The 16,138-nt window shown below is 35.3% G+C and carries 18 protein-coding genes and 1 pseudogene; 5 read left to right on the top strand and 14 right to left on the bottom strand.

Annotated features, from left to right (window positions below):
- The first annotated feature begins 82 nt into the window (after positions 1-82).
- Positions 83-1,006: an oxygen-dependent tRNA uridine(34) hydroxylase TrhO gene (gene trhO / locus V7147_RS08595; protein WP_335367435.1), complete on the top strand. Its 924-nt coding sequence runs from the start codon at positions 83-85 to the stop codon at positions 1,004-1,006.
- Positions 1,007-1,018: 12 nt separating this feature from the next.
- Here the strand turns inward: trhO and V7147_RS08590 are convergent, their stop codons facing one another.
- The 3 genes and pseudogenes from V7147_RS08590 to V7147_RS08580 all read right to left on the bottom strand — a co-directional run bounded on the left by V7147_RS08590 (position 1,019) and on the right by V7147_RS08580 (position 3,162).
- The gene (locus V7147_RS08590) at positions 1,019-1,147 is read right to left on the bottom strand and encodes a hypothetical protein (protein ID WP_335367439.1); all 129 of its coding nucleotides are present in this window, start codon (positions 1,145-1,147) and stop codon (positions 1,019-1,021) included.
- Between the two features lie 465 nt (positions 1,148-1,612).
- Positions 1,613-1,782: pseudogene (locus V7147_RS08585) on the bottom strand (helix-turn-helix domain-containing protein); the annotation flags it as partial.
- 9 nt (positions 1,783-1,791) lie between these two features.
- The gene (locus tag V7147_RS08580; RefSeq protein WP_335367434.1) at positions 1,792-3,162 is read right to left on the bottom strand and encodes a UDP-N-acetylmuramoyl-tripeptide--D-alanyl-D-alanine ligase; all 1,371 of its coding nucleotides are present in this window, start codon (positions 3,160-3,162) and stop codon (positions 1,792-1,794) included.
- Positions 3,163-3,917: 755 nt separating this feature from the next.
- Here V7147_RS08580 and V7147_RS08575 point away from each other — a divergent pair.
- Entirely contained in the window at positions 3,918-4,070 is a 153-nt protein-coding gene (locus V7147_RS08575) for a hypothetical protein (protein ID WP_335367433.1), read from the top strand.
- A 541-nt stretch (positions 4,071-4,611) separates the two neighbouring features.
- On the opposite strand, the gene V7147_RS08570 is transcribed toward V7147_RS08575, so the two are convergent.
- From V7147_RS08570 to V7147_RS08550, 5 genes are all read right to left on the bottom strand, one after another.
- A complete protein-coding gene (locus tag V7147_RS08570) occupies positions 4,612-5,577 on the bottom strand; it encodes a quinone oxidoreductase family protein (protein WP_335367432.1) in 966 nt (321 codons plus the stop codon).
- A gap of 229 nt (positions 5,578-5,806) precedes the next feature.
- Positions 5,807-6,094, bottom strand: coding sequence for a hypothetical protein (locus V7147_RS08565; RefSeq protein WP_335367431.1), 288 nt, complete (start codon positions 6,092-6,094; stop codon positions 5,807-5,809).
- Between the two features lie 102 nt (positions 6,095-6,196).
- Entirely contained in the window at positions 6,197-6,559 is a 363-nt protein-coding gene (locus V7147_RS08560; RefSeq protein WP_335367430.1) for a hypothetical protein, read from the bottom strand.
- A gap of 167 nt (positions 6,560-6,726) precedes the next feature.
- Positions 6,727-7,599: a GNAT family N-acetyltransferase gene (locus V7147_RS08555; RefSeq protein WP_335367429.1), complete on the bottom strand. Its 873-nt coding sequence runs from the start codon at positions 7,597-7,599 to the stop codon at positions 6,727-6,729.
- Positions 7,600-7,655: 56 nt separating this feature from the next.
- A complete protein-coding gene (locus V7147_RS08550) occupies positions 7,656-8,876 on the bottom strand; it encodes an MFS transporter (protein ID WP_335367428.1) in 1,221 nt (406 codons plus the stop codon).
- A 626-nt stretch (positions 8,877-9,502) separates the two neighbouring features.
- On the opposite strand from V7147_RS08550, the gene V7147_RS08545 reads away from it, so the two are divergent.
- Complete coding sequence (locus V7147_RS08545; protein ID WP_335367427.1) at positions 9,503-10,498, top strand: DUF2268 domain-containing protein; 996 nt, start codon at positions 9,503-9,505, stop codon at positions 10,496-10,498.
- 275 nt (positions 10,499-10,773) lie between these two features.
- Here the strand turns inward: V7147_RS08545 and V7147_RS08540 are convergent, their stop codons facing one another.
- From V7147_RS08540 to V7147_RS08525, 4 genes are all read right to left on the bottom strand, one after another.
- Positions 10,774-11,187 carry a GNAT family N-acetyltransferase gene (locus V7147_RS08540; protein ID WP_335367438.1) on the bottom strand — a complete coding sequence of 138 codons (414 nt, stop codon included), beginning with the start codon at positions 11,185-11,187 and terminating at the stop codon, positions 10,774-10,776.
- A 205-nt stretch (positions 11,188-11,392) separates the two neighbouring features.
- Positions 11,393-11,626, bottom strand: a complete 234-nt coding sequence (locus tag V7147_RS08535; RefSeq protein WP_335367426.1) for a DUF3953 domain-containing protein — start codon at positions 11,624-11,626, stop codon at positions 11,393-11,395.
- 127 nt (positions 11,627-11,753) lie between these two features.
- The gene (locus V7147_RS08530) at positions 11,754-12,287 is read right to left on the bottom strand and encodes a GNAT family N-acetyltransferase (protein WP_335367425.1); all 534 of its coding nucleotides are present in this window, start codon (positions 12,285-12,287) and stop codon (positions 11,754-11,756) included.
- 9 nt (positions 12,288-12,296) lie between these two features.
- Positions 12,297-13,013 carry a class I SAM-dependent methyltransferase gene (locus V7147_RS08525; protein WP_335367424.1) on the bottom strand — a complete coding sequence of 239 codons (717 nt, stop codon included), beginning with the start codon at positions 13,011-13,013 and terminating at the stop codon, positions 12,297-12,299.
- 194 nt (positions 13,014-13,207) lie between these two features.
- Here V7147_RS08525 and V7147_RS08520 point away from each other — a divergent pair, with 194 nt between their 5' ends.
- Both V7147_RS08520 and V7147_RS08515 read left to right on the top strand, forming a co-directional pair.
- Complete coding sequence (locus V7147_RS08520) at positions 13,208-14,905, top strand: M3 family oligoendopeptidase (protein WP_335367423.1); 1,698 nt, start codon at positions 13,208-13,210, stop codon at positions 14,903-14,905.
- Positions 14,906-15,166: 261 nt separating this feature from the next.
- Positions 15,167-15,274 (top strand): YjcZ family sporulation protein, encoded by a 108-nt coding sequence (locus V7147_RS08515; RefSeq protein WP_335367422.1) that lies wholly within the window; start codon positions 15,167-15,169, stop codon positions 15,272-15,274.
- Positions 15,275-15,419: 145 nt separating this feature from the next.
- On the opposite strand, the gene V7147_RS08510 is transcribed toward V7147_RS08515, so the two are convergent.
- Positions 15,420-15,773, bottom strand: coding sequence for an acylphosphatase (locus V7147_RS08510; protein ID WP_335367421.1), 354 nt, complete (start codon positions 15,771-15,773; stop codon positions 15,420-15,422).
- 179 nt (positions 15,774-15,952) lie between these two features.
- Positions 15,953-16,105: a hypothetical protein gene (locus tag V7147_RS08505; RefSeq protein ID WP_335367420.1), complete on the bottom strand. Its 153-nt coding sequence runs from the start codon at positions 16,103-16,105 to the stop codon at positions 15,953-15,955.
- Positions 16,106-16,138 lie beyond the last annotated feature (33 nt).

Below are 16,138 nucleotides of genomic sequence, written 5' to 3'. Positions count from 1 at the left end.
ATAATCAATAGCTATTAGGAAATAAAAAGTACTTTAACATGAACCATAATTTTTGGTATCATACTTAAAGAAAAAGCAATAAATGAAACAGGTGAAAAAATTGGATTATCAAGTTTTACTTTATTACAAATATATTGAAATCGATGACCCACAGACTTATAGAGATGAACAATTTGACTTTTGTTCTAATCTTGGATTAAAAGGTAGAATCCTTGTCGCAACTGAGGGAATCAATGGAACGGTTTCAGGCACTGTGGAGCAAACCGAAAAATACATGGAGTTCATGCGTAGCGACTCTCGTTTTTCAGACATGGTATTCAAAATTGAGAAAAGTGATGTCCATGCCTTTAAAAAGCTAAAAGTAAGAGTAAAGCCAGAGATTGTTAATTTAAGTCTTGATGATGACTTAAATCCAAATCAAATCACAGGAAAGCATCTTTCGCCAAAGGAATTCCTTGAAACAATGCAACAGGAGGACGTTATCATTCTTGATGCGCGAAATACGTATGAATACGATCTTGGTCATTTTAAGGGAGCGATTCGACCAGATATCGAAACCTTCCGTGAACTGCCAAAATGGGTGGAGGAAAACTTAAGTGAGCATAAGGATAAGAAGATCTTAACCTATTGTACAGGCGGCATTCGCTGTGAAAAATTCTCAGGATTCCTTGTGAAAGAAGGATTCAAGGATGTTTCTCAACTTGAAGGCGGCATAATCACATACGGATATGACCCAGAGGTTAAAGGTGCCGGGTGGGATGGAAAATGCTACGTATTTGACGAACGAATTTCGGTTCCTGTCAACCGAACTGGCGAGGAAACAATTGTTGGGAAATGTTATCACTGTGGAAATCCGGAGGAACGTTACGTGAAGTGTGGAAACCCAGAGTGCAACAAGCATCTTCTTCTCTGCGAAGACTGTGAGCACGAGCATCACAGATCCTGTAGCCAAGAATGCAAGGACCATCCTCACAATCGTTATGTAAAAGAACATCAGTTGGTGTAACTAGAAAACTGCTCAGCAAAATCTGAGCAGTTTTCTTGTGGTTATAGTGCTTTTTAATTTCTTGTTAAAAAACCGGAATTTTATTTTCAACAACGTCCCAACAATACGATAATTTATAGAAAAGTAGCCATGTATCAACATAGCTCTCATGCCGGCCATCTTACTGTTAAGTGATAAAAAAGTCGTTTACAGAAAACGAAAGAATCCTACTTAGCTCGCGTTATAAAAAAATGGTTCTAAAAAGAATGTTATTTACTATTTGTAACAGATGTATTATTTAAGCAGAAAGTTATCAAAAAAGTTCTTTACTCTTACCACTAAAGAATGAATGATAGCTCTAATTTACAAAAAAACAATCTAAAAGGAAGAATAAACTTATGGAATTTTTAGAATTAGCAAAAACTAGACGATCTACTATCCATTTTCAATCAGATGTAAAAATCTCTAACCCCGAATTAAAAGAAATATTTGAAGTCGTTAAAACACATCCTTCTAGTTAGACAGAGTAGAAAAAAAGTTGTAGAGATAAGAAGAGACAGTTAATTTAATAGCAACCTATTGTGGATAATATACTGATTTTTTAACATTACTAGGTACGAAAGATTACTTTAACAGATCGTCCATAGAAACTCCATAAATATTTATGATCATAAGAAGTTTTTCAGTTTCAGGATAACCCTGCTGACGACTTGCCATTTCGTGTTTATTTTTTCGGCCAAGGCTTCTTGGCAAAGCCTTTTTTCCTTTCTCGATTTAAAAAATTTTTTGAGAAAAGTTTAACCCGTTTAACTTCTTAAATAATCGATGATATCGTCAATGTCTAGGTCACTTTTGAAATAAATAATGTCATCTGGGATTAAAAACGAATCGAAAAATCTTTTCATTTTATCTGCATCTGAAAAGTGGTAAACATTATCCGGATCGATTCCGGCCTCTATAGCAGGCTTTGCAAAATCTTTTGCAATGGAACCTTTGGTAATAAGAACATCAATTCCTAAATTACCGACCAGATGCCCTCCCTTTACGTATTCTTCATCAGCATATTTTCCCAGTGGTGCCATTCTTCCTAAAACAGCAATTTTTCTTTGATTTGGCAATGCTATACTGCTTAATGTTTCTAAGCCTTTTCTTAAGGAAGCAGGATTTGACTTCCAAGTATCATCTACCACTGTAATTTGGTTTCGTCCTTCAATTATTTCAAAATGGGATCTCATGTGATGAAACGAAGATAATCTTTTTAAAGCATAGTGAAGATCCACTCCTAAGATTCTAGCGGCTACCAATGAAGTAACTGCATTATATACATTATGTTCACCAATACCCGGTATATATCCCTTAAATCTCCTTTGCTTATACTCAATATCAAAAGTCATTCCTGATGAATAACGTTGATACTGTTTAATCTTAAAATCAGCATCCTTATGTTTGCCGAATGTTATAATTGCTCCCTTAAACTTTGAAGTATCGAGAGCGGAAAGACTTGGGTCGTCTAAATTAAGAATGAGAGTCCCCTTATTGTTCATACCTTTCATTATTTTTGCCTTTTCTCTTAAATAATCATCAAATGATCGAAAACTATCCGTATGATCTACATCAACCATTGTAATAATCCCAATAGTCGGGAAAAAATATTTACAGGACTCCGTCATATGCCCTCTTTCAGCTACGGCTGTCTCAAACACAGCTACATCTGTGTCTTCGTCAATTCCCATTAAATAAGGAAGGTTGTGAGCACCACCATTTCTACTGGATATGGTTGCCTGGACGTTGTATTTTTCATCCAAAATGTGTTTTAGCATTTCTTTTGTAGTAGACTTTCCACAAGTACCAGTAATGGCAACTACAGGTATGTTAAACAAATGCCTGTAATACGAGGTGAATTTAAAGAAACTTTCTTCGAGATCCTTTACCATAATGATTTGCTCGGGTTTTAATATTTCCATACTATCAAATGGTGTTTCTGTAACGATAAATACATCCTTATAATTCTTTATCTTTTCAACAGGAACCTTTCTGTCGTGCCAATGAAAATATAAAGTATGATTCTTAATTTTAAATCTGTTTTTCGTGACCGTCTTGATTTTAATACCCTTTTGCTTTTCATTAGGCTGAATGTTCAACTCAGTTAAGATGTCCTCCAATAATAATGTCTTCAAAATGTCCCCCCTAATTTTCTTTTTTTGAAAAAGGCATACTCATAATATTGTCCTATTTAGGTAGCAATGCTTGATTCACTTTGAATTCAAGTTAGATTATTATATGAAGTGTCCCCTAATGTTGGTGAGGTTTGTGATAAAAAACAATCAATCAGCGGAAATCCTTGTTTGTTATAAACTTACGATAGCCAGACAAATTGGGAAGTTTGTAGAAATAATCGTTTCGTTCTTTTTTGTGCTCATACTAAAACCCTCTGCTCGATATTCGTTACCATTTTCATCTATGATTTTCATACGATGGGCAAATGTATTGTAATTATCATATATCCGATCAAATGAAAATATTGGATTTAATGATGTTGGATTTGCGTTGGCTTTAGGAACTTTGATAACAGATGACTGATCCTGCATCACATATTGAATAATTACATTTGATTTTTCTTTATTTTAGTTGGCGAGTGACAGCCCCCAATTTCCATCAATTTTCTTGAATCCTCCCGTACTACAGAAAACATTGACACTTCCCACTTCTATTACAGCATCTTTTAAAAGAGGTAAAACACCTTCATTAGAATCGAATAACACATCGTACTGAATTCTCCCCGTTGGTTTATACAAGAAAATAAAAGTTCAGTTACGATCGGGGTATTAAAATAACACTAGAGAAACATTTTTCAGACGAAAATAAATTGGGATTAAGTTTTCAGTTAGTATTTAAAGATCCCTCAATTTTAAATAACGCAGAAGAGGTTTCAATGAATTATCGATTAAAAAATGGTGATGCCGAATATATCGGAGAATTTATTCCAAATGCAAAATCCTTGAAGGGTGACAATAGATATATATCTGGTTATGAGCATCAAAATCCAGTATTGGATATAAAATCTCTTTTTTCCAGAAGGGGCTAGGAAAAGAAGCGGTAGTCATGCTACAGATTAAGGAACTATAGTAAATAAATTGGGTTTCTGAAAAAGCTATTGACCATATAACTACTTATGATCAATTAACTGAGGAAGCCCAGAAATTAAGTCAAGTTCTTTACGACTTTATAATAGTACACAATGAGTAACAACATTTATTTGAAAGTCTCTCGATTAGAGAGATTCCAACCCTTGCTCTCAATAGTCCTGATCTGCTTTCATTTCAATGCAATAGAGCTTTTCTTTAGTCGAATATTGATAATAATGAACTTATTGCATCTGCTAAAAACATTAATCCATTTAGGCTAGACTTGGATGCAATGGATGAATGCTGAATCCAAAAGATAGCTCATACAATTATTCTTATAAATGTTTTTTAAACCAAGAAAAACCTCATTTACTAATAATACGGTTCCCCTTACCGCATTTAAATGAGGTTTCCTATATGTTTAAACGAAAGTAAACAAAGGGACGGTTCTCATTTCAAAACATTAGAACGTCTCCCTGTTCGCCAACTCAGCTTATCATTTTATGGTCTTAATAAGATTTTCCCCGTGCTTTTTCGGCTTTCTAAAAAACGATGCGCTTTACAGCCATCTCGCAGTGCAAATACCATAGGCTCAGATACGGTTACTTTCCCCTCTTCTATCCAGCGGAACAATTCGGCTGAACGGGTTGCCCTTTCCTCACGGGAAGTAAGGTAATTCCAAAGATCCCCTCCAGTCAAAGTCTTTGAAGTGTCCATCAACATTCTTGGGTCAACTGGAGTAGGGTCTCCCCCAGCCATTCCAAAAAATACAACCGTTCCCCCAATGCGAGTTGCTGCAAAACTGTCTTCGAGCGTGGAGCCTACTGAGTCATAGACTACATCCACACCTTTTCCGTTTGTTTCCTCTAAAACCTTCCTCTTCCAATCATCCGAGTACAAGAAAACCTGATTCACTCCAGCTTTCTTAGCTGCGGACGCCTTCTCCATAGAGGAGGTTAAGCCAATGACCCTTCCACCGAGAAGCTTTGCAATTTGGATGAGAAGTTGTCCAACGCCTCCTGCTGCCGCATGAACCAGAATTATATCATTCTCCTTAACCGCATAACTATCTTTTGTTAAGTATTGGGCAGTCAAGCCTTGCAGCAAAACTGAAGCCGCCTCTTCAAATGAAATGGTATCTGGAAGAGGAATTGCCTTTTCCACCGGAACAGCCACTTGTTCCGCGTTAGCATAAGGGACATCGGCAAATGCAACAGAGTCGCCAACGCTGATTCCTTGGACATTAGCTCCCGTCTTTTCAACGACTCCCGCTCCTTCATATCCTAAAATAAACGGGGGATTGCCAGCAAGATGATAATTCCCTTTTCTTCTATAAATATCTGCAAAATTCAATCCAATTGCTTTCATCCTTACTAATATTTCATCAGGCCCGATAACCGGATCAGCAATTTCAAGATATTCTAGTACTTCCGGTCCTCCGAATTTATTAAACACAAGTGCTTTCAAATGAACGACCTCCCTCTTATATATTTTTTCGATACATTTTAATTTAATTAAATTACGATTGGAAATGCAAATCTGTTTCTCTCCTTTTGGAAGGATAGGGTGATTGATAAAAACCTCATTTACTTATGATACGGTTTATCGTGATTAGTTTTAAATTATTGATAATAAAGGTACAATCCATTCTTCAAGAATCTGGCCCGATTGTTGAACACAAGTTAAACATCCATCTTCAACTCTTCTGCCACGATAATTCAACAATGAAAACGTTCCCCCCCAAATGGTATCGGTTTGTTTCGGTGTGCAAAAGCTTCTGCACATTGACAAGCTTATTAACTTTGTCTTCTTCACTACCGTCATAATATAAAGTATAAAATGATTCCTCTTTTTGAAGATAATCACGATGTTTTATTTCCAAAAGGAATGGTAACTGTTTTTTTAATACGGTGTATCCAGTAATCATGCAAGCTGATAAAAACAGTATTCTAGTTATTATTATTATTTTATTTCTTTTTGTCATGGGTTCCTCCAATTAAAAAGATAAAAAAAAGAACTCCGAAAACCGCAAATAAAAAAACATAGGCTAAGTGACAGAAAAATGAAACCTTATCGTAATAACATGTTAACCTTCAACCATTTTTAAATATGGTATTTCTTCTCCATCACCAATTGCAATGTATGCTGGGGTATTTGTATTGAAAATCATCGTTCCAACTGGCAGTTTATTAGCTGTTCCATTTTTAAAATTGAATGCTTTATATGCTTGCTTTGTTATTTCACCAACTTGCTCTCCTAATTCATATTCCAATTCTGTTACCCATTCAACATCTTGGACGTTGGAAAATACATAGCCATCAAGTAGAAAAATATCTGCATGATCATTCTTTAAAAAGTCTTTTGGAGTTGGATTACCGGTAGCACTACTACACCCAACTAAAAATATAAAAAAGATACTTAATGAAAAAAGTAGTTTTACAAATTTCATTTTGATAGCCCCTTATAAGGGACAGACAAAATTACCTTAAAATAGTTACATTCCATAGCAGGGGATAACTCTTTAAATCTGCCACCCTAGCTTATCTACCCAACAAAAATAAGCGATAATCTTTCTTGGACTATCGCTACCCGATAGTTGAAGAAGAAAAGCGAAATTTATAAAGTATTTTTAAGACGATGAAATGATTTTGTTTGGGCAAATGGTTCAAACCCAATAGACTTGTAAAATTCAGTGGTTTTAGGGGAAGTACAAACAACAATGGCAGTGTTTGCCCCCTTATCACGCAAAGCATTGAGTGCAAGCTTACAAACGGAACTGCCTAATCCCATTCTCCAAAATCTTGGATCGGTTCCCACAGGCTCCAGTAAACCCGCCTTATTCATTTCATCAAACCAAATTAAACAAAATGCCGAGAACTCACCATTAGGGGATTCTATTACCCAATCAAGAGAAGAATCGTAAGGATAGGTATTCATAACTTTCCGGTAGCTTTCTTCTGTGACTCTTGATCCCGAAAATGCAGCCCTCTGTACTCCCACCCTATTTGTTAAATCCCCTTCCCCTTTGAGATGTCGTGCTTTAAATTCATCGGGCAAATTTACAGGGAAAGGACTATCTAATGAAATTTTTGAGAGGACTTCAGGAGTTTCTTCTAATGAGTTGAATAAAGAATCTTTTAAGGCTGAAATAAGATGGGACTCAGTTTCTAGGACGGTCACTCTTTGTTCATCGGTTTCGGTCATTTTATCAAACCAATCAATAACATCCTTGGATAATTCAGAAAAATTAGGGTCAACTTGAAACATTAAACTGCCAGGTAGTTTTACCCATCCCCAAGCCACTGGTTTATCACCCATTTCCCAAATTGCAGTAATCCATTCATCCTCATGCCCAGCATGTCGATGGCGTTGCCAAGCTAAATCGCCAATATGGTAATTGGATTCCAGTGTCCATATAGCTTGCGTAAGTTTCTGCATTCGTTTTAAATCACTAGCATCTTTATAAGTCCGAATTACAGGTGTACTCATTTATTTAATCTCCTTGATTCTTCTTGGTATTTGTAATTATCTTTTTGACATTCTTCCTATGGCCTCCCCTTACCATCTTCTATAAAATAATGAGCTTTTGATGGTATTAATACCGATATAAGAAGGACTAGAGCAAATAAAGTTCCTGCTATTGAAAAAGTAAGACACACAAATTGTAATGAGAACCACTCAGCAAATATCCCTAAAATGAGAGTAAATCCAATTTGTATAATTCCTTGAAGCATATCTGCTATACTACCAAATCTCCCCATTATCCCAACTGGAACACTGTTTTGAAAATAAGTTGCGTATCCTGCGTTGGCAAATGCCATAAAGAAACCTAAAAATATAAATGCAGCGGTTGCAGTTATAAAATTATATGATGAGTAAAAGCATACATAACCAATTGTGGTTAGGAGCATCCCAACACCTATGTAGATTTTTAGCGGCACTTTCTTCGCTAATACTGCAGATATAAATGCACCTGTTATTGCACCTATTCCTGTTATACTAACGATTAATCCGTAATCACGATCCGATAATTGAAGGATTTGTTTTATAAATGTAACTTCTTGTGAATCTAATGCAAATCCAATTAACATTGCACTTTGAAAAATTATGTAAACTAAAATGAAAAATTTAGCATTCATAGCAAACTCTCTAACTGCCTTCCAATCATTCAAAAGGGTTTGCCAACGAATTGGATCTCGAACACTATTAACTTTCCTATCTACGTTTGGAAGTAGATAAATGAAGAACGCACAAATAATAAAAGTAATGGCATTAATTACGATACACAGCTCTGTACCGAAATACATAATTAGAATTCCAGCAATTGCTGGCCCTATCAGAAATGCACCTGAATTTGTCATACTCATAATGGAATTAAATCTTTTTCGGTTTTCTGTTGGGATTAATTTTGTGATGTATACAGATGAACTAGGTCCGAAGAAGGCTCCAACCATATTAATCAATAACAAAATAAAATAAATAAGCCATAGTGTTCCGAAAAAAGGAATTATGAATACCAAAAACCCTCTAACAATATCAATAAATATCATCAGTCTTCTTTTGTTTACTCGATCAATTACACTACCCGACCAAGTATTTGTAATCAAAATTGCGATTGGTCTAATCATATATAGTCCTGCAACTGCTGCCGCAGATCCTGTCAAATTTAGAATCGAAATATTAAGGGCAATCAAATAAATCCAATTCCCTAAAAATGAAATACCAATTCCAGATATTAATAGAGTAGGATTCTTCCAACTTTCCATTTACTCACCCATTTCTTACCACTTCTTTAAGAATACCATTTAGTGTAAGCACATAAATAGGAATTTTCTAACTCTTTTTTCTGTTTTAGAAGAATTAGCCCCACCACATCACACAGACAAAAAATGACCGTAAGGATACAAATATCCCTACCATACCAAATATAAATATGTATAAAGGAGTAAATCTGTCATCAATTTTTTCAAACTTGATCATCAAATATGCTAATAATGGGATAACAAAGTAAATAAGGATACTAAAAACGGTAAAGAAAGTTAAGTAATATACAACATGACCAGTATTCGTTATGTCTTCCAAAAGATAGGCGAAATATTGTCCATATATGCCTAATGCCGTAGCAATAATCATTAAAACCCATATAAAAAAATGACCTTTTTTCAATGCCGACTCCCCCATTTTAATTCCAAGGTAGTTCATTATCATTTAGTGTAATTTTACACTATTTGTAACAAATAACCACATGATTAAAAATGGTTTTTATTTAACTAAACAAATGCTTGAAGGTATCAATGGTACCCTTTACGATACAATTATTTTAATCTATTTGTAAAACAATTGGAAGAAAAGGAAATTTAAAGTATACTAAAAGTGATTTTTAAATTGGGAGATGATTAAAATTAAAAGGCTAATTACTTTAATCATTTTTATTATTATAACCGTTTTACTTATCAGTTGTTCTAATAAAACAATAGAGGTTGAATCACCTAAGGATCTAAATATAAAGAACCCTGTCATTGTGAAGAATGGCAATCAGGAGTTTAGAATTATACCCTTTTATAGTCAAATATTAGATTACTTGGAAAGCGTTTCAGAAATTGAAGAACACGAGAAGATGGAAGAACATTACTATCAAAAAGTTGTCGAACCATTTCAATTAGATACTTTAGGTAAAGGAAAGGGGTTTTGGCTAAAGGACCATTGGGCTTTTGCAACTCCTAAAAACATTAAAACTTTGGAGGAATTTGTATATTCTCTAATTAATAATCAAGATGAAATAAATAAAACAATAGAACAAGCCTTGATTAAATCATCTAATACCCTTCCAGGCGAGAATAAGAGAGTGTATTTATTTCCTCCTAATCCGGATGACATGTATGATATCAATCTAATGGGTGGCACTGCTGGGCTAGCAGTTAAGGATGTAATCATAATACAGATTGATCCATCTTCATTTAATTTGGATTTGTTGGAGTATAGTGTTGCACATGAATATCATCATACTATTTATATGGAGGGCGGAAATGTAAACTGGAAGAACACTTTATTAGATTCAATAATTCATGAAGGTAAAGCGGACACTTTTGCCAAAAGTCTTTACCCCGATATTAATATACCGTGGATTGAACCACTTTCAGCCCAAACAGAAAAAGAGGTGTGGGAAAATTCGGAAGATGATTTATGGTCAATCGACTCATTAATAATAAACGATTATTTTGGAAATCCAAACAAAGGAATCCCCCATTGGACCAACTACAAGATTGGATTCCAAATAATGAATTCCTTTTTGGAAAATAACCCCTCCACTTCGATCGATAATTGGACTAGATTGTCTGCGGAGGAAATCTTATTAAATAGTAAATATGGAGATAAAATTTCAAAATGAAAGTCTATTCATATACAACCATTTATGGATATTGGTAAATTACCCGCTGCTTTAGCCGATTTAAAAAAAGGCATTACCCTGTTCATTCCAGTAATGCCTTCGTTCGCCAAAGAAGGAGTGGCCACCTTCCCCGCCTATATTTTCTTTATTTCTTCTATGGAACCAAAACAATGCACACCGAAGCGGCTTAAAGTAATTCAGATAGTGTAGTTAAAAAACTGAATCACAATTGATTTATAGGAATTTAGTATTTTTGCAGAAAAAAACTTGGATATTTATTTGTTTGAAGTACCCGACTGCATTTCGTAATTTCTTACGAGCATTCCATTTGATTTTATCATTCCCAACTTCTCATAATAAGGAACTAGATCATCATCACAACACAAATCAATCATATAGATATCATCAAGTTCTTTTAACATTCGTTTTACCAGTTCTTTGCCAATGCCTTTATTTTTATACTCCGGCAAAACTTCAAGGAACGGAATGTAGGCAGATAGAACCCCATCGCTAATTGCAGTAATAAATCCAACAACTTGATTCGTTGTCTCATCTAACGCAATGACTACTTTACTGCTGTTTTTTAGCAATTTTAAGTGAGTTTGCGGACTTGGAGGATTGGGCCAATCCACAAAAAAACCTTTCAACATATCAGACGAAATATCGTTAAGACCATTTTTGTATATCATCAATATCATCTCCTAAATTATTTTTTAATTAGTAGGGAGATGATATATCAAAAGTAAAGTAACAAATAAGGGACCTCCAAACATTTATGCTAATATATAACATTCGACTTCAAATCCAAAAATCCTTCATTTAAGATAACTGTTCATTAAATGCTTCGTTACTTGAAGAAGAAAAAAGAATTACTGCTGTACAAGCATGTACTGGTTACTGCGATAAGAAAACTATAATCGATACAATTAAAATAAATATAAATACAACAGTACTTAGCCAACCGTAAAACTTTTCTCCCTTTTGAAATAGTCTTAATCCTATAACCAACATTGTTAACCCCAAAAACAACATCATATATGGTTGAAACATAAAATCCCCAGTAATCATTCCATATCCTGCAAGTGAAATAACTGTTATTGATAAAATAATTTGCAAAAACTTTAACAATTTTAAAGCCCCCTTTAACCAAGTTTCGCATCCTGCCTCGATAGTACAATAACTTCAACAAAAAAGGTGGTTAATCCTTCTTAGATCAACGCACCCTTTTGTTTAAGTACACTGGTTCAAATACTGACTAATCACTATTTGGACACTTCATAGTATTAAAGGCTACTTGGGCAATTTGTTTTTCTCCATTTTTCTCAAATAACTTATATTCCTGCATCCCCATTTTCTCTGCTACCTTTTGTGACGGAATGTTTTTGACCGTGGTATACGAGAATATCTTGGGATAATTTAAAACTCTAAACGCATAATCCCTACAAGCAATTGCCGCTTCTGTTGCATATCCCTTATTCCAATAGTCTTTAATAATGTGAAATCCAATCTCTGGTACTGTTTCTTTTTCAATTAGTTGCATGGTGATTCCACAATCTCCTATTAACTTTTCTCCATCTTTTATAATTACAGCCCATAATCCATGGTTATACGTTTTATAATTATCAAGATTCCAATGAATCCACTTTTCCACCTTCTCTATGCTAAATGGCTCAGGATAATATTGCATAGATTCTGGGTCAGAAAGAACCTTTGATAACTGTTCTGTGTCTTCTAAGACCAATTCCCTTAAATACAGCCTCTTCGTTTCAATTATTTTCAAGATTTTCATCCCTTATTTTTATTTTACGCTGTGAAAAATAAAGGATTTGCTTTCGACAGTTGCAGGCTTAAACTCCCAATCACCATAAACTTGGATTTGCGAAAAGCCTACTTGTTGCAATGATTCATAGATTTCTTCTTGTGTTCGGAATTTTAACTGCATTTTTTCATGAATGAGTACTTCGTCCGAACGTGCATTTTTCACCGTTTCATAAAACGTAAAAACATCTTCCACAAACCCCTCGTATTCTGTCCAAATCTCAAGGGGCTCGCCAGTCTCCTCATTTCTTGCTAAATCAGGTGTCATATCTTTTTCCCACTGTTCCCATGCTTTTGCTAATGGGTTACGAGTATCAAAAATAAAATGTCCGCCTGGTTTTAACGCTCGATAAGCATCTGAAATGACGTGTTGCCAACTTTTATCTGTAAGAAATACTTGCGCAACATTTGCTGTCATGATCACAGTATCAAACATATTGGTTTGTAAATGTGAGCTATCTCCGACAATCCAAGTCACCTCAATTGGGTACTCTTTGTTTTTCGCATATCCTATTGCTTCTTCATTCGGGTCAACAGCTGTAATATGATAGCCCGCTTTCGCAAAATGAGATGTCAATCTTCCTGTTCCGCAACCCAAATCAGCAATTTTTTTTACATTTACTTTTTTTAATAGGGCTAAAAAGAATTCATCGTCTTTGCCCCAGCGATTAATTTGGTCATATACTAACGGAATCATTTATTAACCTACTTTCTATCTCAAACTTTAATTTTTTTATATTTTAGTAACTTCAACAAAAATAAGCGATAATCCTTCTTGAATTACCGCGCTCGTTACTTTGTTCAACCCTAGTCTTGAAAAAACTAGATATAAGAACTAGATTTCGATAATATAATTATAGATATAATTAAAATGAGGAAGGGGAGTTATTCATGTCACAAGATTCACGTCAGAATTATTATCAAGAATTAATTGATTTACAAGATGTAGAAGGGGTAGAAACTCAGATTCAAAGTTTACTTGAGGTTCCAATCGAATCCGTATCTGCCCTAGAAAAGTGGTTAAAAGATGAAAGGGATTTCATGATTAAAATCGAGGAGGCAATGACGGGTCACCAAGTCGACTTCTACCGAAACACTGAAGATGCAGAAATCAAGTCGACGTATCTTCACGATCAGCAAGTCATCCAACCACTTTTAATGAAATATGAAGCAAAACTGAATGAGAAATTCTGTGAGTCTCCTTATTTACATCAATTAGATGAAAAACGCTATGGTTTAATGCGACGAGTTCGCGAGTCAAAAGTTAAACTGTTCAGAGAAGAAAACATTCCATTAATGGTTAAAGAACAAGAACTCGCTACTAAGTATAGTGAAATTATGGGAGGGTTAACAGTTGAATGGGAGGGAGAGGAAAAGCCTTTTCCGTTTATCCAATCCCAACTCGATCATCTAGACAGAGCAGTAAGAGAAAAAGCTTATCACAAGATGGGGTCAGCCTTTCGTCAAATTAAGCCTGATATGGATGCCATCATGGATGAACTTGTTCAACTACGCCATCAAATCGCTGTAAATGCAGGCTTTGAAAATTATCGTGATTATATGTTTGTAGTCAAAAATCGTGAGTATAGTGTCCAAGATTGTTATGACTTTCATGAAAATGTAGAAAAACATATTATCCCTGCTTGGAATCGACTTGCAGATGTTTTTAAATCCAAGCTTGGTGTCGATACCTATCGCCCTTGGGATAACACTGCTAAATTGATGAAAAACCCACCATACTCCGAAGTGTCTACTCTTATGGATGGCGTTTCTGAGATTCTAGGGAAGACTGATCCATATTTTGCAGACCGCTTCGATTACATGAGGGAGCATGGATTACTAGATCTTGGAGATCGGAAAGGAAAAAGTCCAGGTGGTTTCTGTACCGGCTTACCTGTTTCAGGGGATACTTTTGTTTTTGCGAACTTTAGTCCATCCTTTTTCTCACTAATTGCATTAATTCATGAAATGGGCCATGCGGTGAATGGGTACCTAGAGTTTTCCGAGCACGGTCCAATTGAAGACTACCAAATGCGAATGGAAGTTGCTGAACTGTTTTCTCATGGGATGGAATTGCTTTTATTGGATAAACTTGATCGTTTTTATCCAGACGAAGAAGATTTTAAGAGCGCCCAGCGTGAAGAGCTAAGACGGGCATTTACAATGTTATACGGCCCATTGTCAGGGGATCTCTTCCAGCATTGGATGTATACGAATCCTAACCACACCGCCAAAGAACGTGATGAAAAATACTTTGAAATCTCAAAACGGTATGGTTTAAACCCTGTTGATACTTCTGGACTGGAGGAAGAAATCGGGATGAGTTGGGCAGGCACCCTTCATTATTTCGAGGTTCCTTTCTATAATATTGAATACTCGATCTCGATGCTCGGTGCTCTACAATTACTTGAGAATTATCAGAAAGACCCAGAGCAAGCTGTGGAATCCTTTAAAAAAGGAGCAAGTGCAGACTACAATCAATCCATCGCAGCTATTTATGAAGAAACTGGAGTCAGTTTTGATTTTTCAGAGCCTGCCGTAAAGCGAATGGGTGAATTCCTAGAGAAAGTCATTCAAGACATTCATTAATAAAGGTGGAGCACGGGGACGGTTCAATCAAAGTCCTGTGTACAAAAAGGCACCACTAGTGAGATGAACTAGTGGTGCCTTTTGCTTTACTCGTCAAAGGAACTGTCTGCAAAATTTTTGATTGCCCGAGAAGGATGAAGTTGCGACCCCTAGCCTGCATCATAGACGAAATTCTCATTTTTGCTAAATTCCACTCTTGTCCATGTAGAATCATATTGTTGATTCATACACTATGATATCTTTGAAGAAAGAGGTGTTACTATGGGCTACGAAGGTGGACACGGCATGGGTATGGGATTTGCATTAATCGTTGTGCTTTTCATCCTACTAATCATCGTTGGTACTGGATTCATGGGCGGCGGATACTAATCCTTCCCAATCTGTATCATCGGAATTAAACATCCATCGAAAAGAAGCGTGTTATTGCGCTTCTTTTCTTAACTAAGAAGCTATTAACATCTATTCTGAGACTACAGAATAGTTTATTCTGTTTTTCTTACTTAGACTTACTTGATTATTTTACTATTGTTAAGTCTTCCCTATTCTTACTATTAGGAATGTTTATGACATCACATTTCTTTACAGATGCACGTTTCAAAGACTTCATGGATTTCATTAGAAAATCTACCTTTGATTCTTCCCCCTGCAGTTCTGCTTCTACACTTCCATCTTCTAAGTTTTTTACCCATCCTGTTAATTTCAATCTTTGAGCAAGAGCAAACAATTCCAAACGGAATCCTACTTTTTGAACTCTCCCAGAAAAGATAACTTTTTTTCTTACTATAATGCTTGAATCAAATTCGGGAATATTAATACGATTGGCATGCCAAATAACGTAAGCATCTCTTATTCTTTTAAATGCATTCATTCTTCTTATCACCTTTTTTATAGTATTTTGATGAAATTCTATCTTCAACTATCGAGCCCCGTTACTTGGATATCGATCATTTCAATACTTACACAGTATTCCAAATATAATACCAAAGTCTAAAATAAGACGACCAATTAATTCTTGCCTTGCGAAGATTGTTAGATTTTGCGCAGAACCTATTTATCATTTTTACGCTGAATCTCTGCCAAAATAAATCCCCCCATAATTGCAATCGAAATGATGTTTGCAAATTGTGGCGGTTCTAAAAACATACTTCCAAGAATTCCACCCAAAACCGTTAAAATAATTGCAATTATAATTCTCCCCATTAAATTTACTCCCCGTCTAAAAAATTTTATTTA

The sequence above is a fragment of the Bacillus sp. JJ1521 genome (assembly GCF_036965165.1).
Lineage (GTDB): Bacteria > Bacillota > Bacilli > Bacillales > Bacillaceae_L > Ferdinandcohnia.
Note: the sequence above shows the minus strand (reverse complement) of the source record. Positions and strands in the feature narration are given on the sequence as shown.